The sequence below is a fragment of the Achromobacter insolitus genome (assembly GCF_002209555.1).
Lineage (GTDB): Bacteria > Pseudomonadota > Gammaproteobacteria > Burkholderiales > Burkholderiaceae_B > Achromobacter > Achromobacter insolitus.
The window spans coordinates 449,018-467,412 of record NZ_NJIF01000002.1 but is presented as its reverse complement, the minus strand read 5'-3'; the positions used below and the strand labels follow the sequence as shown (position 1 = coordinate 467,412).

Sequence of the window (18,395 nt, the reverse complement as noted above, 5' to 3'; positions counted from 1 at the left end):
GTTCCCATGCCTACGCCCGCCCCCGCGTCCCTACCGCGCCCGTTTCTTCTTGCCTGTCCGGACTTGTCCGCGGAGCGAGCGGGCAACACGGACACGCCGGGGGTCTGGCATTTCGATTCGGGCGCGCCGGGCAAGAGCGTCATGTTGAGCGCGCTGATCCACGGCAATGAACTCTGCGGCGCCTGGGCGCTGAAGGAGGCTCTGGCAGCGGGCCTGCGGCCGCGCCGCGGTTCGTTGACGCTGGCCTTTTGCAATCTGGCCGCATTCGACCGCTTCGACCCCGCCAACTACGCGCCGGCGCGCTTCGTGGACGAAGACATGAACCGCGTCTGGAGCGACGACAAGCTCAGCGCCCCCACCAGCCAGGAACGCCGCCGGGCGGCCGAGCTCCGCCCCTGGGTGGAACAAGCCGACTGGCTGCTCGACTTCCATTCGATGAGCAATTCCGACGTGCCGCTGCAGCTGACCGGCATGGAACAGCGCAATATCGACCTGGCGCTGGCGCTGGGCAACCCCGCCACCATCATTGCCGATGCCGGACATGCTGCCGGCGTGCGCATGCGCGACTTCGGCCGCTTCGGCGAAGCCGGCGACAACGGCACCCGGTCGCTGCTGATCGAATGCGGCTTCCATGGCGCGCCCGAGGCGCGCGGCGTGGCCGTGGACCAGATGGCGCGCTTCCTGATCCAGGCGGGCACCGTGGATCGCGGCGACCTGCCCGAAGCCTGGTTCGCCCCCGCTGCCTCGACGCAGCGCGCACTGCGCGTGACGCACGCCATCGCCGCCAAGAGCGCCGATTTTCGCTTCGCCCAGCCCTGGAAAGGCCTGGAAACGCTGGAAGCCGCCGGCACCCTGATCGGCTGGTCCGAAGGCGAGCCTGTCGTCACTCCCTACGACGATTGCGTCCTGATCATGCCGTCCACCGCCAATCTGCGGCCGGGCGTTACCGTGGTGCGGCTGGCGCAGCCCATCGCCTGAGAGCCCTGGCGGCACGCCGCCACGCAATACAAAACCAATACAAGAAAGGGACAAATCCGTGTCTGCCCAGACGTTCTATCGCAGCATACTCACGGCCTGTGCAATGGCCGCCTGTACGACCGCGGCCATCGCGCAGGATGCCGCCGGCACACTGAAAATCGGCCTGTCGTCCGAGCCGACATCCATGGATCCGCACTACCACCAGGCCACGCCGAACGACGCGATGACCTCGCACATGTTCGAGACGCTGGTGGGCCAGGACGCCAGGATGAACCTGATCCCGCGCCTGGCGACGGCCTGGAAGCCGGTGGACGACACGACCTGGGAATTCACGCTGCGCGACGGCGTCAAGTTCTCCAACGGCCAGCCCTTCACCGCCCAGGACGTGCTGTTTACGTTCTGCCGCGTGGTCAACAACGAACAATCCATCAGCAGCTCGTATCCGTCCATCGTCCAGAAGTTCGCCGACGTGCAGGTGCGCGACGGCAACACGTTGGTGATCAAGACGCGCCAGCCCTATCCGCTGCTGCCCAATGACCTGACCCGCATGGGCATGCTGTGGAACGGCATCGCCGAACACGGCCCGATCAGCTTCGACCTGAAGAACAAGTGCGGCGTCACCGGCGCCTGGCCCACGGTGGCCGACTTCAACACCGGCCGTTCGGTGATCGGCACCGGGCCGTACACCTTGAAGAGCTACGTCAAGGGCACCGCCATCGAGCTGGCGCGCAATGACGCCTACTGGGGCGACAAGCCGGCCTGGGCAAACGTCAAGCTGGTGCCCGTGCCGGCTGCCGGCCCGCGCCTGACGGGCCTGCTGGCAGGCGACTTCGATCTGATCGAAAATCCCGCCGCGCGCGACGTGAAGCGCATTTCGGAAACGCCGGGCTTTGGCCACGTCATCACGCCGTCGGTGCGCGTGGTGTACTTCCAGCCCGACGTGGGCCGCAACCCCAGCCCCCTCGTGAAAGCCGCGGACGGCAAGAATCCATTGCAGGACGCGCGGGTGCGCCGCGCGATTTCGCTGGCCATCGACCGCAAGACCATCGCCGCGCGCATCATGGACGGCGCCGCCACCCCGGCCAACCAGTTCCTGCCCGACGGCATGTTCGGCACCCTGCCCAACCCGCCTGAGCTCAAGTACGACCCCGCCGCCGCCAAGAAGCTGCTGGCCGAGGCGGGCTACCCGGACGGCTTCGAGCTGACCGTGTCGTCCACCAACGACCGCTACATCAACGACGCGCAGATTTCGCAGGCCGTGGCGCAATACCTGTCCCGCGTGGGCATCAAGACCACCGTCGACACCATGACGCGCTCGGTGTACTTCCCCAAGCGCGCCAAGCGCGAGTTCAGCTTCGCCATGGGCGGCTGGTCGTCCGAAACGGGAGAGGCCTCGTCCTTCCTGCAGTATTGGGTCAGCGCGTTCGACAAGGAGCACGGCCTGGGCACCAGCAACTACGGCGGCTATGACAACCCCGAGTTCGACCGCGTGTTCAAGCGCGCCCTGGTCACCGTAGACCCCGCCGCGCGGGAAAAGCTGCTGCAGGAATCGCTGACGCTTGCACTGGCCGACCTGCCCAGCATCCCCCTGCATTTCGAAAGCAGCATCTGGGCGTTCCGCAAGGGACTGACCTACGAAGGCCGCGCCGACCAGTACACCCTGGCCATGTCGGCCAAGCCCGCCAAGTAAGTCGATACGCGGCGCCCGCAAACCCTGAGCCCACCAAGGAAATAATCTCGTGGCCTTGTTCATCCTACGCAGACTGATACAGAGTCTGTTCGTGCTGCTGGCCGTATCGGTCGTGGTCTTCTTCGCGGTCTATGCCGTGGGCGACCCGATAGAACTGCTGGTCAGCCCCGAAGCCAGCCAGGCCGCCCGCGAGGCGATGATCGCCCGCCTGGGCCTGGACCTGCCGGTATGGCAGCAATACACAGGATTCCTGTGGCGCGCCCTGCACGGCGACCTGGGCACCTCCTTCGTCCACGGCATTCCCGCGATCGAACTGATCGTGCAGCGCATCCCGGCTACGTTCGAGCTGGTGGTCGTGGCCATCATGCTGACCTGTGTGTTCGGCATTCCGCTGGGACTGATCGCGGGCCTGTACCGCGACCAGCCGCTGGGCCGCGGCATCATGGCTTCCTCGGTGCTGGGCTTTTCCCTGCCGAACTTCTGGCAGGGCATGATGCTGATCCTGCTGTTCGCGGTGTGGCTGGGCTGGCTGCCGGCCACGGGCCGCGGCGATACCGTCACCGTGCTGGGAGTGCGCCTGTCGATCCTGACGGCCGATGGCTGGTCGCACCTGATCATGCCCGCCATCAACCTGGCGCTGGCCAACATCGCGCTGGTGCTGCGCCTGACCGCGTCCGGCGTAGTCGAGGCGCGCAGCCAGGACTACGTGAAGTTCGCGCGCGCCAAGGGCGTGAAGCCCGGCCGCATCGTGCGCCGCCACATCCTGCGCAACATCCTTATCCCCGTGGTCACCGTGATCGGCATGGAGTTCGGCACCCTCATCGCCTACTCCACCATCACCGAAACCGTGTTCGCGTGGCCAGGCATGGGCAAGCTGCTCATCGACAGCGTCTACCAGCTGGACCGTCCGGTCGTCGTGGCCTACGTGATGCTGGTCACCCTGATCTTCGTGATCATCAACCTGGTTGTGGACATCCTGTACGCCACGCTCGACCCGCGCGTGCAGCTCGTGACTCCCGCTCAATAATCCGCCATGGCTCAATCTCCCAATCCCGGCCGCACCCGCACCGTCCAGCCCCTGGCTGACACGCCCCAGCGCGCCTCCATCCTGAAGAAACTGCACGCGCGCCCCACGGTGCGCGGCTCCGTCATCGCGCTGGCCATCCTGATCATCCTGGTGGTCTTCGCGCCCTACTTCGCGCCGCAGAACCCTTACGACCTGGCCAATCTCTCGCTCATGGACGGCCGCCTTGCGCCGCGCCAGGCCCTGATGGATGGCAGCATCGCCTGGCTGGGCACCGATGACCAGGGCCGCGACATGCTCAGCGCCATCCTGTATGGCCTGCGCATCAGCCTGATGGTGGGCCTGTCCGCCGTGGTGCTGGCCACCGCCGTGGGTGGCGCAATCGGCCTGGTGGCCGCCTATATCGGCGGCGTGGTCGATACCGTGCTCATGCGCATCGTCGACTTCATCCTGGGCTTTCCGACCATCCTGGTGGCGCTGGTGCTGCTGGTGGTGCTGGGGCGCGGGGTCGACAAGGTGATCCTGGCCCTGGTGCTGGTGCAATGGGGCCACTATGCGCGCATCATGCGCAGCCGAGCCCTGCAGGAACGCCGCAAGGAATACGTGGAAGCCGCCGCCAACCTGGGCTTCCCGGCCTGGCGCATCATGCTCTTTCACCTGCTGCCCAACTGCCTGGGTCCGGTCATGGTGTTCGCGACCATCCAGATCGCGACCGCGATCGCCCTGGAAGCCACGCTGTCCTTTCTGGGCGTGGGCGTGCCCATCACCGAGCCTTCGCTGGGCCTGCTGATTTCCAATGGCTTCCAGTACCTGCTGTCGGGCGACTACTGGATCAGCCTGTTCCCGGGCATCGCCCTGCTGCTGCTGATCCTTTCCATCAACATCGTGGGCGACCGCCTGCGCGAAAGCCTGGACCCGAAGAGATGAGGCCCACCCCCGAAGCGCTGCGCGCTTCCCCCTCAAGGGGGCATGCCTGCGGACCGGCAGAGCCGGCTCCGCGGCATCCCGACCGGGTGACACCTGCTGCACGCGCAGCGGATGGGCTTGCCTCTGTGGACAATTGATATGAGCGAAAACATTCTTGAAGTGCGCGGCCTGCGCACCGCATTCCATACCGAAGCTGGCGCCTGGCTGGCGGTCGATGGCGTCGACCTTAGCGTGCGCCGCGGCGAGATCGTCGGCCTGGTCGGCGAATCGGGCTCCGGCAAATCCGTTACCGGCTTCTCGCTGCTGGGCTTGATCGACCCGCCCGGAGAAGTCGTGGACGGCGAGGTGAAGTTCAAGGGCACGGACCTGCGCAAGCTCAGCGAAGAGCAGATGCGCCAGCTGCGCGGCAACCGCATCGCGATGATCTTCCAGGATCCCCTGATGACGCTGAATCCGGTGCTGCGCATCGGCGAGCAGATGATGGAGGCCATCCTCACCCATGAAGACGTGCCGCGCGCCGAAGCCGAAGAGCGTTGCCGCGATGCGCTGGCCATGGTCGGCATTCCCTCGCCCGAAAAACGCCTGAAGAGCTATCCGCACGAATTCTCCGGCGGCATGCGCCAGCGCGTGGCGATTGCGATCGCCATGTTGAACAAGCCCGACCTGATCATCTGCGACGAGCCGACCACCGCGCTGGACGTCACCATCCAGGGCCAGATCCTGTACCGCATGCAGGAGATCTGCCGCGAACACAACACGGCGCTGATCTGGATCACCCATGATCTGGGCGTGGTGGCCGAACTGGCCGACCGCGTGGCCGTGATGTACGCCGGCCGCATCGTCGAAAGCGGCCCGGTCGAACAGGTGCTGGATTCACCCCGCCACCCCTACACCAAGGGCCTGCTGGATTCGATGCCCGGCGCCACCCAGCCGGGTGCGCGCCTGCACCAGATCAACGGCATGGCGCCCAGCCTCGCCGGCCGTCCCTCGGGCTGTCCGTTCCGTCCGCGCTGCAGCAGCGCTGTCACGCGCTGCACGGAGCAGGCGCCCACCGTCACCATCGAAGGTTCGCGCAGCTATCGCTGCTACGTGCCGATTACCCGCGAGGCCCAGTCGGTATGAGTACCGCCGATACCCCTGTCATCGAGCTCAAGAACGTCCACAAACGCTTTGAGCAGCGGCCCGACCTGGCCCAACGCATCCTGGCCCTGACGGGCCGCCCCATTGACCGCCGCACGGTGTACGCCGTCAATGGCGTGGACCTGTCCATTCAGCGCGGCGAAGTCGTGGGCCTGGTGGGCGAGTCCGGCTGCGGCAAGTCCACGCTGGGCCGCGTCGTCGCCGGCCTGCATGGCCAGACTGAGGGCGAACTGCTGTACCAGGGCCAGGAAGCCCGCCGCCTGCGCGGTGCCGACAAGCTGGCCTATACGCTGGGCGTGCAGATGATCTTCCAGGATCCGCAGGCCTCGTTGAACCCCCGCCAGCGCCTGCGCCAGATCCTGGGCGAAGCGCTCAAGGTCCACAAGCTGGCGCCTGCGGCCCAGATCCCCGCGCGCATCGACCAGGCGCTGAAGGAAGTGGGCCTGGACCCCGAATACCGCGACCGCTTCCCGCACCAGATCTCGGGTGGCCAACGCCAGCGCATCGGCATCGCCCGCGCGCTGATGGTGGCGCCGAAGTTCCTGGTCTGCGATGAGCCCGTGGCCGCGCTGGACGTTTCCATCCAGGCGCAGGTGATCAACCTGTTCATGGACCTGCGCGAACAGCATGGCTTCACCTATCTGTTCATCAGCCACGACCTGGGCGTGGTCAAGCACATCTCCGATCGAGTGGCGATCATGTATCTGGGCAAGATTGTGGAAATTTCCACGTCGGCCGAGATCTTCGCGCATGCCAACCACCCCTACACCCAGGCCCTGATGGCGGAAGTGCCGGACGTGGCCCGCCGCGGCCGCAAGTTCACGCCGATCAAGGGCGAGATCCCGTCGCCGCTGAACCCGCCCCCGGGCTGCACCTTCAATCCCCGCTGCCCCCACGCCATGCCGCGCTGCCGCGAGCAGGCGCCGGTCCTGAAAGAAATCTCGGCAGGCCACTGGTCGGCCTGTCACCTGAATGAGGCGAACGCCTGATGAAACCCTCTGAGATGTCCAACGTCGACCGCATCGCCATCGAACTGGGGCATGCCGGCCGCAATGCCATCCTGTATGTGGACGAGGACCGCAATTCCGACCGTCCGTTCAAGCTCCAGACCTACCGTCCTTACGGCTACACGCCCGATTGCCCGGTCGTCATCGTGCAGCACGGCGTGCTGCGCAATGGCGATGAGTACCGAGACTTCTGGGTGGAAGCCGCCGACAAGCACAAGCTGCTGATCGTGGCGCTGACCTTCTCCAACGAGATCTGGCCCGGCGTGGAAAGCTATAACAACGGCCGCGTGTTCTCGGCCGGCGGCAATCCGCGCCATATCGATGGCTGGACCTACGCGTTGGTGGGCAACGTCATCAAGGACCTGATCGCCGCCGAGATCACCGACGGCCAGAACGTCTATCTGTTCGGGCACTCCGCTGGCGGCCAGTTCGTGCATCGCCTGATGAGCAGCCAGTCGCATGCTCCCTTCAAAGCGGTGGCCGCCGGCAATCCCGGTTGGTACACGCTGCCGACCTTCGACCATCCCTTCCCCGAGGGCATGGACGGCGTCGGCCTGACCGAAGACCACCTGGTGAAGCTGCTGGCCTACCCGATGACCATCCTGGCGGGCGACCAGGACATCGCCACCGACGATCCCAACCTGCCGTCCGAACCCGCCGCCATGCGCCAGGGTCCGCACCGTTATGCGCGCGCGCAGAACTACTTCGAGTTTGGCCGCAAGGAAGCCGAGCGCCGCGGCGTGCCATTTGGCTGGAAGCTGCAGGTCGTGCCCGGCATCGGCCACGACGGCCGCGCCATGTCCGCCGTATGCGCCAGCATCTGGTTCGACGGCAAGATGCCCGACGCCGCCGAACTGGCCCGCCTGGCCGGCCAGCAGGTCGCTTGAACGCCCCCATTTTTCCGCTGCAGAAATCCGCTATCGCCATGTCCAACATCCAGAGCACTGAACAGATCGTCGCCGGCATCAAGAGCTGGCTGCAATGCGAATCGCCTTCGAACTTCCCCGAAGGCATCGCCGCCATGGCGCGCATCATCGCCGACTACGCCGCAGCGGCCGGCCTGACGGTGGAGCTGTCGTCGCTGGGCCCGACCACGGGCCCGCTGCTGTATGCGACCAACCGCGCCCCCGGCGACACCCGCCCCGGCATCCTGATCCTGGCGCACATGGACACGGTGCATCCGGTGGGCACGCTGCTGGAGAACCCGGTGCGCATCGAAGGCGACCGCCTCTATGGGCCGGGCGGCTATGACATGAAGGCCGGCATCTACCTGGCGCTGACCGCGCTGTCCGGCCTGGCACGCCCCGGCGCGACCCAGCTGCCGGTGGACTTCCTGGTGGTGCCCGACGAAGAAACCGGCAGCCACGCCTCGCGCGCGCACATCGAACGCTTCGCGGCCAATGCCAAATATGCGCTGGTCTGCGAGCCGGCCCGCCCCAATGGCGGCAAGTGCGTCACCGCCCGCAAAGGCACCGGCATGCTGAACCTGAACGTCAAGGGCCGCCCGGCCCACGCCGGCATGCAGCATGAGAAGGGGCGCAGCGCCATCCGCGAAATGGCCCACCAGGTGCTGGCGCTGGAAGCCATGACCGACTATGAGCGCGGCATCACCGTCAGCGTCGGCACCATCGCCGGCGGCACCGTGACCAACACGGTGCCGGCGCTGTGCCGTTGCGTGGTCGACTTCCGCGTGCCCGACATGGGCGCCGCCGAAGACGTGCTGCGCCGCATGCGCGAACTGTGCGCCGTGGGCCCGGACGTCGAACTGGACATCGACGTGGAACTGAACCGCCCGCCCATGGTGAAAACCGAAGCCGCCGCCGAACTGCTGGCGCTGGTGCAGGGCTACGCCGAACGCGCGGGCTTCCTGCTGGAAGACGCGCCCATGACGGGTGGCGGCAGTGATGCCAACTTCACGTCCGCCATGGGCATTCCCACGCTGGACGGCCTGGGCGCCGATGGCGACGGGGCGCATACCCTGAACGAGTACATCCTGATTTCGACGCTGGAACAGCGCATGAAATTCTGGGAACTGCTGTTGAAAGAACTGGCGTAAGCAAGCCTTGCCGCCACCGATGGCCGTCCGCCGGCGGCTGCTGGCGCGGGCGTTCGCCACGCATGCCGCGATCGCGGCGGGCGCGGCGAACTCGCACGCTGGACAGACCGCGCCGGCCCCGGATCTGCTCGCCAACCGGCCCTCCAGCCCGGCGCCGGCCCAACCCGGCTGGATCGTCGCCGTCGACAACTGGCAGACGCTGGAAGGCGGCGCCAGCCTGGCCCGGATCAAGCAGCGCACCACCGGCATCTATGGCGGCGGCGAACTCGACGCGGGCGCCGGCTGGCGGCTGGGCGGCGCACTGGGCGCCACTCGCAGCCGCGTCCGCGTCGATGCCGCCGATGCGCGGCTGGATGTCGACAGCTATACCGCCGGGGTCTACGGAAAGCGGTCGTTCAGCGCTGGCCGCGGCAAGCTGAACCTGCTGACTGCCGCCTCATACTCCTGGCACGACGTCTCTACCCGGCGGCATTTCGAGATGCCCGGCATCCCCCGGCAAACCTTGACCGCCGACTTCAGCGCCTACACCGCGCAAGTGTTCTCCGAGCTGGGTTACGAACTCGCGCTGTCGGAGAGCGCCGCCCTCGAGCCATTTGCGGGCATCGCCATTCGCAACGTGCGCACGCGCGCCTTCGGTGAATCGGGAGGATCGACCGCGCTCTCGGCCGACGCGAGCCGCATCCGGCAGACCACTACGACGCTGGGCCTGCGCGGCCAGACCGGCTTCACGCTCGGGCCCACCGCAGGCAGGCTGCACGCAACGGTCGGCTGGCGCCGGGCGTTTGGCGACGTGCAGCCGGAAACAACCGTGGTGCTGGACGGCGGCAGCGTGTTGACGGTTGCCGGCGCGCCGATCTCGCGGTCAGCCGCGCTGGCTGGCGCGGGCCTGGAAGTCGCCGTATCCCGCTCAGCCGTCGTCGGCCTGGCCTACGGTGGCCAATATGGCGGCGGCAATCGCGAGCACACAGGCTCGCTGAGCCTGCGATGGGCCTTTGGCAGCCTCTGAAAACACCTGCCTGCGTTCCGTCCCTTTCGCCTTAGAATTACTCCCTCAGACTGCGCACTTCCCCTTTCATCATGGCCGACTCCCCCACGCCCCTCAGCGCCATCGCCTATGGCGTCGCCACGCTGGCCGCCGACGGCGCCATCCTGGACACCTGGTATCCGCGCCCCTCGCTGGCCGACAATTCGCCTGCCACCGGCACGCGCCACTTGTCGCCGGAGGAAGCCCGCGCCGCGCTGGGCGAACACGTTTCCACCGCCCTGATCCGCGATACACGCCGCAAGGTAGACATCGTCGCGGTGCGCACTGCGATCTCATCGCTGGACGAACCGCCAGTCGATGCCCACGACGCCTATCTGCGCCTGCACCTGCTCAGTCATCGGCTGATCCGTCCGCATGATGCCAACCTGGACGGGCTGTTCAATGTGCTGGCCAATGTGGCCTGGACCTCGGCCGGACCGTGCGCGGTGGATCAGGTGGACGCGCTGCGCTGGCACCTGCGCGCCTCCGGCCAGATCCTGGAGATCCGCGGCGTCGACAAAATCCCCCGCATGACCGACTACGTCATGCCGGGCGGCGTACGCATCGCCGATACGGCGCGCGTGCGGCTGGGCGCGCATCTATCGCCCGGCACCACGGTGCTGCACGAGGGCTTCTGCAACTTCAATGCCGGCACGCTGGGCGCGTCGATGGTCGAGGGCCGCATCAGCGCGGGCGTCATTGTCGATGACGGCAGCGATATCGGCGGCGGCGCCTCCATCATGGGCACCATGTCCGGCGGCGGCAAGCAGGTGGTGTCGATCGGCAAGCGCTGCCTGCTGGGCGCCAATTCAGGCATCGGCATTTCGCTGGGCGACGATTGCGTGGTGGAGGCCGGCTGCTACATCACCGCGGGCACGCGCGTGCTGACGCCAGAGGGAGCCGTGGTGAAGGCAACCTCGCTGGCGGGCCAGCAAGGCCTGCTGTTCCGCCGCAATTCGCAGACCGGCGCCGTTGAATGCCTGGTACGCACCGCCGCCTGGGGCACCTTGAACCCGGACCTGCACACAGGACATTGACCCCGCGCTGCGGCGGCTACCCTGCTCAGGCGTATTCCGCCGTCCGCCCCAATTGGTCGTAGACCAGGTTCACGAACAGGTCCGAGCTGAGTACACGCACGGCAGGGCACGCAAAAACGGTCTTGCCGTCTTCGTCCTGCAGGCTGATCGTCTCGGTCCACTGGTTCAGGTCGATGCGCTTGAGCGATTCGTACGGCCAGGTGGCGCCGCCCATATGCAGGCCCTCGGCCGACAGGGAAATTTCCTGCGTATCCAGGTCCGGGAAGTGGCCGCTGCGGATATAGCGGAACGCGACTCGCGCGCCGCCCGCGATGGCCTCTTCCAGCACAGGCAAGCGCTGCGCGACATAGCGCGAGCGGAATGCGTCCATCAATTTGTTGAATTCGCCTACTTCGGCGGGCACGCGAGTCCAGCCATGCGCCGGATGGGTGCGGTAGGCAAAACTATTGATCAGGCCCGAGGCCGCATCCGGCCCGGAGGCGAACAGGCAAAGGTCCTGGATGTCTGCAAATGCGGCGTAAGTACGCGAGTCGCCTTGTCGGCAAACAATGCCATGCTCGTGCAACTCAAAGCAATCCGGGGTGCTCCCCGTATGGTTAAACACCGCCAGCGCGATAGAGGCCTGCGGGGTTTTGCTATCGGTCATGCAACTTCCTTACTGGAATTAGGGTGCTTTCGCGGCCCAGGACGTCGCAAAGTCATGCGATCCGTATTCTCCCTTATATGGGAGATACGCGCTTCATGACCCTATTTCCCCCGTCTTTCCGCCTTGCAGGGCAGACTCAGCCCCCCGGCGGCACCGGCGCGAACGGATAATGCGTGACCTGGCCATGCCCTGCGATGATGGCGGTGGCTTCGGGCACTTCCTCCCAGGCGCCAGGCATCTCGGTCAAGGGTTCCGACAGCAACAGAAAGGCGTCGTCATCCAGCGCCGCGATCTGAGGATTGTCGGGATACAGCTGGCGCAAATGGCGCACGCAGGTGTTGTGGAACAGCGTGCGCGAATCCGCCTCGCTCGAATAGCGCACCGCGATCAGGCGCTTGCCGTCCAGCGCGCAGACCGTCATGTTGATGGGTTGGGCCACGCCATGCCGCCTGCCCGTTTCTTCCACCGCGCCCACCATGCGGGCCAGCGCCCCGAGGGGGTCTTCCTCCAGGCCGAAACTCAACGCCAGTAGGAACATCACCTCGGAATCCGTCGATCCTTCCAGCGAACCGAAATACGCGGGCGCGATCATCAGCATCAAGTCGCGCCTGAGCAGCGGATAGTCCCGGATGACGCCGTTGTGCACGAACAGCCATTGGCCGTGACGGAACGGATGGCAATTGGTCTCCTGCGCGGGCGTGTCGGTAGCGGCGCGGATGTGCGCCACGAACAAGGGCGCATGGATGGCGCGCGCCGCCTCGCGCAGATTGCGGTCGTTCCAGGCAGGATGCACGCTGCGGTAACGGAACGGCGGCTCCAGGGGCTGGCCTTCATGCTGGCGGCCGTACCAGCCCAGGCCGAAGCCATCGCCGTTGGTAGTCGTGGCGCCCAGCCGCGCGTGCAGGCTCTGGTCGATCAGGGAGTGCTTGGCCTTGAACAGCACGCTCTCCATCTGTATGGGACTACCGGTATAAGCCAGCCAGCGACACATGGCGCGCTCCTTCGATCTGCGAGGTTGCCGCGCCCCAACGAACCGCGGGACGGGCGCAACCCAGTGTAGGAGCAGCCCGCGGCTTTCCACAAGCCGCCGCCCCGCCCCTATTTCTTCAGCAATGCCTTCAGCATGGCCATGCGCTCCTTGGGATTCATCGCCGCAGTGGCTTCGTCTTCCTGCATGCGCACGTCGCCCAGGCCCATTTCCTCGATGAAGCGCGACGGCTCGCGCACCAGATCCTCGCGGGCCCGGCGCCGGCGCTTGCACCAGCTCAGGTTCAAGCTGCGCTGCGCGCGCGTGATACCCACGTACATCAGCCGCCGCTCTTCCTGGATGCGTGTGGCCAGGTTCTCGGCGGCGCGCGCCGGGTCCCCGACCTCATCGTCCTTGCCCAGGTGGGGCAGCAGGCCTTCTTCGACGCCCGCCAGGTACACATGCGGGTACTCCAGGCCCTTGGATGCGTGCAGGGTGGACATCTTCACCGCGTCGGGCTCTTCTTCTTCGCCGCGCTCCAGCATGGTGACCAGCGCCACGTGCTGCACGAGGTCGAAGAGCGTCATGTTGTCTTCTTCCGCCTTGCGCTTGAGCCAGCCGGTCAGCTCCTGCACGTTCTGCCAGCGCGTCTGGGCGGGCCGCTCCTCGAACAGCTCATACAGATGGCGCTCGTATTGGATGGCTTCCAGCAGATCGTCCAGCAGCACGCCCGCGGGTTCGGCGGCTGGAGCGTTCTTGCCATCGGCCGCGCCGCGTCCCGCGCGCCATTGCATGCGGCGGATGAACTCGGTGAAAGTGCGCAGGGGTTCCAGCTGGCGCGGTGCCAACAGGCTTTCCAGGCCGGTTTCGGCCACCGCCGCCAGCAGAGAGAGTTCGCGGCTGGCGGCATACTGGCCCAGCGTCTGCAGCGTCGCTTGGCCGATGCCGCGCTTGGGCGTGGTGGCCGCGCGGATGAATGCGGGGTCGTCATCGTCGTTGGCCAGCAGGCGCAGATAAGCCAGCACGTCGCGCACTTCGGCCTTGTCGAAAAAGCTCTGGCCGCCAGAGATGGTGTACGGAATCTTCAGGTTGCGCAGCGCCTGCTCAAGGATGCGCGACTGATGGTTGCTGCGATACAGGATGGCGAAATCCTTCCATTGCGCCTGGCGCTCGAAACGCGAGGCCGACACCTTCATGGCGATCGATTCCGCTTCCTGTTCCTCGCCATCCATGGCCGACACCAGTATCGGTTCGCCCACGCCCAGATCCGACCAGAGCTTCTTGTCGAACAGCTTCGGGTTCTTTTCAATGACCTGGTTGGCGGCAGCGAGGATGCGCTGCACCGAACGGTAGTTCTGTTCCAGCTTGATGAGCTTGATATTGGGATAGTCGGTGGTCAGCTTGGCCAGGTTCTCGATGGTGGCGCCGCGCCACGCGTAGATCGCCTGGTCGTCATCGCCCACCGCCGTGAACATGGCGCGCGAGCCCGTCAATAACTGCACCAGGCGGTACTGGCACACGTTGGTGTCCTGGTATTCGTCGACCAGCAGGTAACGCACGCGGTTCTGCCAGCGGGTGCGCACCTCTTCGTTATTGGCCAGCAGCAGCGCGGGAATGCGGATCAGGTCGTCGAAATCCACCGCCTGATAGGCAGCCAGCGTGGCGGCGTAGCTGCGGTAGACGTTGGCCGCTTCCACGTCGCCCGGCGTGATGGCTTCGCGCGCGGCGTCGTCCGGTTCCATCAGCGCGTTCTTCCACAGCGAGATGATCCCCTGCACATGACGCAGCCGGGCCTTGTCGGTGGTGTTCAGCAGTTCCTGGATGATCGCCATGGCGTCGTCGGCATCCAGGATGGAAAACGTGGGCTTCAGGCCCGCGTTGCGCGCTTCCTCGCGCAGCATTTTCACGCCCAGCGAATGGAAGGTACTGATGATCAGGCCCTTTGAGAGCTTGCGGTCCACCAGGGTCTTCACGCGCTCGTCCATTTCGCGCGCGGCCTTGTTGGTGAAGGTCAGGGCCACCACGTTGCGCCCCATGTAGCCGCACTCGCGCAGCAGGTAGGCGATCTTCTGCGTGATCACGCGCGTCTTGCCGCTGCCAGCGCCGGCCAGCACCAGACAGGGGCCGTCCAGGTACAGCACCGCTTCGCGTTGAGCGGGGTTCATGCCATGGCCGATGGGTTCGCTTGCGGACATTTGAGTCAGGTGATCGTGCATCGCGGCAGCCGCATTGAAGATGCAGCCGGCAAGCGCAGGGCTTGCGGCCGCCCGTCAGCGGGCCGGTACGACGCGAGAAAAAGGGGACGGGCGCAGCCGGCGCAGCAGGCCTGCCGCGCCGGCGCGATAGAGGAGAAAGATCATAGAACAATCAGGTCGAGGGCGCATCGGCCCTTGCCGCAGAGATCAGATTTCCAGCGGATCGACTTCCAGCTGCCAACGCACGCGCGCCTCGTTGGCCAGGTATGGCAAATGGTGCGACCAGGACGCCAGGAACGCCTGCAGCGCGGGGCGACTGCTGCTTTCCGCAAGCAACTGCGCGCGTTCGATGTTGGCCACGCGCACCACGCGCAGGGGCACCGGGTCGTACAGCATGATGGCGTCCAGGCCCGGAAAATCGGCCGACCACTCGCCCTCGGGCAACGCCCGCGCCCGCTCCAGGAACTCCAGCGCCACCTTCAGTTCGCGCGCCTCGGCGGTCAGCAGCGCCTGATAGACGAAAGGCGGCAGGCCGGTACTTTCGCGCTCGTGCAAGGCATGGCGGGCAAAGCCGGCGTAATCGTGCCGCAACAGGGCTTGGTAGACCGGCTGCTCCGGGTATCCGGTCTGTATCAGCACCTCGCCGTTGCCCTGGTGACGGCCGGCCCGCCCCGCCACCTGCATCAGTTGCGCGAACAGGCGTTCCGGCGCCCGGAAATCGTGCGCGAACAGCATCGAGTCCGCATTCAGCACTCCCACCAGCCCCAGGCGCGCGAAATCGTGGCCCTTGGCCACCATCTGCGTACCGACCAGGATGTCCACCTCGCCGGCATGCACCGACGCAAACAACGCCTCGGCGCTGCCTTTCTTGCGCGTGCTGTCGGCGTCGATGCGCAGGATGCGAGCCTCGGGAAACAGTTCTGCCAAGTGTTCTTCGACGCGCTGCGTGCCACGCCCCATGGGCGCCAGATCCTGGTCGCCGCACTCGGGGCAGGCGCGCGGCACCGGGGCTTGATAACCGCAGTGATGGCATTGCAGGCGGTGGCCGCGGCCGTCAGTGCGATGCAGGACGGTGAACGCCGTGCAACGCGGACAATTGCTGACCCAGGCGCAGGACTGGCAATGCAGCACCGGCGAATAGCCGCGCCGATTCAGAAAAATGAGCGACTGCTCCTTGCGCTCCAGCCGCTGCGCGATGGCGTCCAGCAACTGCGGCGACATGCCTTGCTTGAGCTGCAGGCGGCGCGTGTCCACCAAGCGCATCGACGGCAGGCTGCTGGCGCGCGCCCGGCCCGGCAGGGTCAGGCGCAAGTAGCGACCGCGCTCGGCGTGCTGCCAGGTTTCCAGCGACGGCGTGGCCGATCCCAACACCACCGGAATACCCAGGTCATGGGCGCGCCACACGGCCAGGTCGCGCGCCGAATAGCGCAGGCCGTCCTGCTGCTTGTAGGACGCATCGTGCTCCTCGTCCACCACGATCAAGCCCAGCTGGCTCAGGGGTGCGAACACCGACATGCGCGTGCCCAGCAGCATGCGCGCCTCACCGCGTTGGGCGCGAGCCCAGGCCTGCAGCCGTTCACCGTCGGACAGGCCGCTATGCATGACCGCCAGGCCCTCGGGTCCGACCAAGGCCTCCAGGCGAGCGCGTAGCGCGTTTTCCAGCTGCGGCGTCAGGTTGATTTCGGGCACCATCAACAGTACCTGGCGCCCGGCCGCCAGCACCTTCTCTGCCGCCCGCAGGTACACCTCGGTCTTGCCGCTGCCGGTCACGCCGTGCAACAGGACGGGCTTGAATCCTTCCAGGGCGCCGATGGTGTCCACCGCCTCGCGCTGGGCATCGTTGAGCGCCGGCGGCTGGTCAGCCTGGGCTGGCGTCCTCGCGGCTTTGCGCTTGCGCGAGTCCAGCCTCGCCACCGGCCCGCCAGCGGAACGCTTGCCCTGGTAGGCCGTGGGCTTGCGCAACGGCGGCGGCAGGGTCGGCAGCATCACCTCGCCCAGTGGCCGCTGATAGTAGTCCGCCGCAAAGCGCGCCAGACGCAGCCAGTCCTCGTCGAAAGGCGGCAAGTCATCCAGCACCTCTTCGATCGGCCGGATTTGCTTGGGATCGAAAGACGGCTCGGCCGGGTTATCCACCACTACGCCAATCAACTTGCGGCGACCGAAAGGCACGATGACCCGCAGGCCCACCGTCACCGGCGCCTCGCTGCGATAGTCGAAGGGGCCTGGCAGCGGCACGTCCAGCGCCACCCGCACCCAGCAAACCGCGGAGGGCGTATCCGGCAAGGCGTCAGACATGGGTGCTAGGACGGAGCATGTAGAAGGATGATCCCGGATGATGCCGGCGTGCTCCGTCCCTGGCCTGTGGATAACTTTGGGGAAAAGGCTGGAGCAACATCGGAAATTGGAATTTGACAAGATTGCGCAAACTTGCGAAATCTTGTGGAAAACCGACTTTTCATTATTAAAAACAATAACTTATGACGGCTTCCAAGATTGTAAACTAGCTTCTAAAGGGTTTTCCCCGAGAGCAATCCTGCTGTGCACAAGTGCCTAACGGGGCCCTCCCGCTTCGGCCCTCGGGACCGAAGCGTCCACTCACTTACCCCCGCAGCGAACGGCTGTGCCGGTGGACTTCATCCACCAATTCGGCTACTGCTTCTGGCGGAGTAAAGCGGGAAATGCCATGACCCAGATTGAACACATGGCCGCCCTTGCCCACCGGTCCAAAGGCGTCCAACACCCGCCGCGCCTCGGCGCGGATGGCGGCGGCACCACCGAAAAGCGCCATGGGATCCAGGTTCCCCTGGAACGCCACCGAATCCCCTGTGCGACGGCGCGCCGCGGCCAAGTCCACCGTCCAGTCCAGGCCCACGGCGTCCGCGCCGCAAGCGGCGATCTCTTCCACCCACTGGCCGCCACCCTTGGTAAAGACAATGGCTGGCACGCGGCGGCCTTCGTGTTCGCGGGTCAGGCCGGCCACCACCTTCCGGGTGTAGGCCAGCGAGAACTGCTGGAACAAGCCGTCGGCCAGGACTCCGCCCCAGCTGTCGAACAGCATCACGGCTTGAGCACCCGCGGCGATCTGCGCATTCAGATACTGCAGCGTGGCTTCGGCGTTGATTTCGAGGATCCGATGCAGCAGGTCGGGCCGGGAGTACAGCATGGTCTTGATCAGGCGGTAGTCATCGCTGCCCTGGCCTTCCACCATGTAGCAGGCAATGGTCCACGGGCTGCCGGCAAAGCCGATCAGCGGCACTTTGCCGTCCAGGTCGCGCCGGATCGTGCGCACGGCGTCGAAGACATAGCGCAGCTTGTCCATATCCGGCACTTCCAGGCGCATCACGTCTTCCTCGGTGCGCACCGGCCGGGCGAAACGCGGCCCCTCGCCTTCTGCGAAGTCCAGGCCCAGACCCATGGCGTGGGGCACCGTCAGGATGTCCGAGAACAGGATCGCGGCGTCCAGGTCGAAGCGCTCCAGCGGCTGCAACGTGACTTCCGAGGCGTAGTCCGGATTCTGAGCAAGGCCCATGAAGGAACCCGCGCGGGCACGCGTCTGGCGGTACTCGGGCAGGTAGCGGCCGGCCTGGCGCATCAGCCAGATCGGGGTGTAGGGCACGGGCTCGCGCAGCAGCGAGCGCAAGAACACATCGTTCTTCAGTACGGAAGCAGACACGACTATCCTCGATGATCGGAAGCCGTGATTT

The 18,395-nt window shown here is 66.1% G+C and carries 15 protein-coding genes; 10 read left to right on the top strand and 5 right to left on the bottom strand.

Annotated elements, in window-relative coordinates; translation table 11 throughout:
* The first annotated feature begins 6 nt into the window (after window positions 1–6).
* From CEY08_RS07685 to dapD, 10 genes are all read left to right on the top strand, one after another.
* Window positions 7–978, top strand: coding sequence for a M14 family metallopeptidase (locus CEY08_RS07685; RefSeq protein ID WP_076817148.1), 972 nt, complete (start codon window positions 7–9; stop codon window positions 976–978).
* A gap of 103 nt (window positions 979–1,081) precedes the next feature.
* A complete protein-coding gene (locus tag CEY08_RS07680; protein WP_063960476.1) occupies window positions 1,082–2,668 on the top strand; it encodes an ABC transporter substrate-binding protein in 1,587 nt (528 codons plus the stop codon).
* Between the two features lie 49 nt (window positions 2,669–2,717).
* Window positions 2,718–3,695, top strand: coding sequence for an ABC transporter permease (locus CEY08_RS07675; RefSeq protein ID WP_042795555.1), 978 nt, complete (start codon window positions 2,718–2,720; stop codon window positions 3,693–3,695).
* A gap of 6 nt (window positions 3,696–3,701) precedes the next feature.
* The gene (locus CEY08_RS07670; RefSeq protein ID WP_042795556.1) at window positions 3,702–4,619 is read left to right on the top strand and encodes an ABC transporter permease; all 918 of its coding nucleotides are present in this window, start codon (window positions 3,702–3,704) and stop codon (window positions 4,617–4,619) included.
* A gap of 138 nt (window positions 4,620–4,757) precedes the next feature.
* Window positions 4,758–5,741 (top strand): ABC transporter ATP-binding protein, encoded by a 984-nt coding sequence (locus CEY08_RS07665; RefSeq protein WP_076817143.1) that lies wholly within the window; start codon window positions 4,758–4,760, stop codon window positions 5,739–5,741.
* A complete protein-coding gene (locus CEY08_RS07660; RefSeq protein ID WP_076817141.1) occupies window positions 5,738–6,748 on the top strand; it encodes an ABC transporter ATP-binding protein in 1,011 nt (336 codons plus the stop codon). The genes CEY08_RS07665 and CEY08_RS07660 overlap by 4 nt, the downstream gene beginning before the upstream one ends.
* Window positions 6,748–7,653, top strand: coding sequence for a prolyl oligopeptidase family serine peptidase (locus CEY08_RS07655; RefSeq protein WP_042795560.1), 906 nt, complete (start codon window positions 6,748–6,750; stop codon window positions 7,651–7,653). Before CEY08_RS07660 ends, CEY08_RS07655 begins: the two co-directional genes overlap by 1 nt.
* 38 nt (window positions 7,654–7,691) lie before the next feature.
* The gene (locus CEY08_RS07650) at window positions 7,692–8,822 is read left to right on the top strand and encodes a M20 family metallopeptidase (protein ID WP_063639560.1); all 1,131 of its coding nucleotides are present in this window, start codon (window positions 7,692–7,694) and stop codon (window positions 8,820–8,822) included.
* A 19-nt stretch (window positions 8,823–8,841) separates the two neighbouring features.
* On the top strand, window positions 8,842–9,828 hold the full coding sequence (locus CEY08_RS07645; RefSeq protein ID WP_232033783.1) for an autotransporter outer membrane beta-barrel domain-containing protein: 987 nt from the start codon (window positions 8,842–8,844) through the stop codon (window positions 9,826–9,828).
* A gap of 71 nt (window positions 9,829–9,899) precedes the next feature.
* Window positions 9,900–10,883: a 2,3,4,5-tetrahydropyridine-2,6-dicarboxylate N-succinyltransferase gene (gene dapD / locus CEY08_RS07640; RefSeq protein ID WP_042795562.1), complete on the top strand. Its 984-nt coding sequence runs from the start codon at window positions 9,900–9,902 to the stop codon at window positions 10,881–10,883.
* 25 nt (window positions 10,884–10,908) lie between these two features.
* Here dapD and CEY08_RS07635 read toward each other — a convergent pair whose 3' ends face one another.
* From CEY08_RS07635 to hemE, 5 genes are all read right to left on the bottom strand, one after another.
* On the bottom strand, window positions 10,909–11,529 hold the full coding sequence (locus tag CEY08_RS07635; protein WP_076817139.1) for a hypothetical protein: 621 nt from the start codon (window positions 11,527–11,529) through the stop codon (window positions 10,909–10,911).
* Between the two features lie 136 nt (window positions 11,530–11,665).
* Complete coding sequence (locus tag CEY08_RS07630; RefSeq protein WP_076817136.1) at window positions 11,666–12,520, bottom strand: class II glutamine amidotransferase; 855 nt, start codon at window positions 12,518–12,520, stop codon at window positions 11,666–11,668.
* A 107-nt stretch (window positions 12,521–12,627) separates the two neighbouring features.
* Window positions 12,628–14,691, bottom strand: a complete 2,064-nt coding sequence (locus CEY08_RS07625; RefSeq protein WP_042795565.1) for a UvrD-helicase domain-containing protein — start codon at window positions 14,689–14,691, stop codon at window positions 12,628–12,630.
* A 207-nt stretch (window positions 14,692–14,898) separates the two neighbouring features.
* Complete coding sequence (locus CEY08_RS07620) at window positions 14,899–16,986, bottom strand: primosomal protein N' (RefSeq protein ID WP_076817133.1); 2,088 nt, start codon at window positions 16,984–16,986, stop codon at window positions 14,899–14,901.
* Window positions 16,987–17,290: 304 nt separating this feature from the next.
* On the bottom strand, window positions 17,291–18,364 hold the full coding sequence (gene hemE / locus CEY08_RS07615) for a uroporphyrinogen decarboxylase (protein WP_063639305.1): 1,074 nt from the start codon (window positions 18,362–18,364) through the stop codon (window positions 17,291–17,293).
* Window positions 18,365–18,395 lie beyond the last annotated feature (31 nt).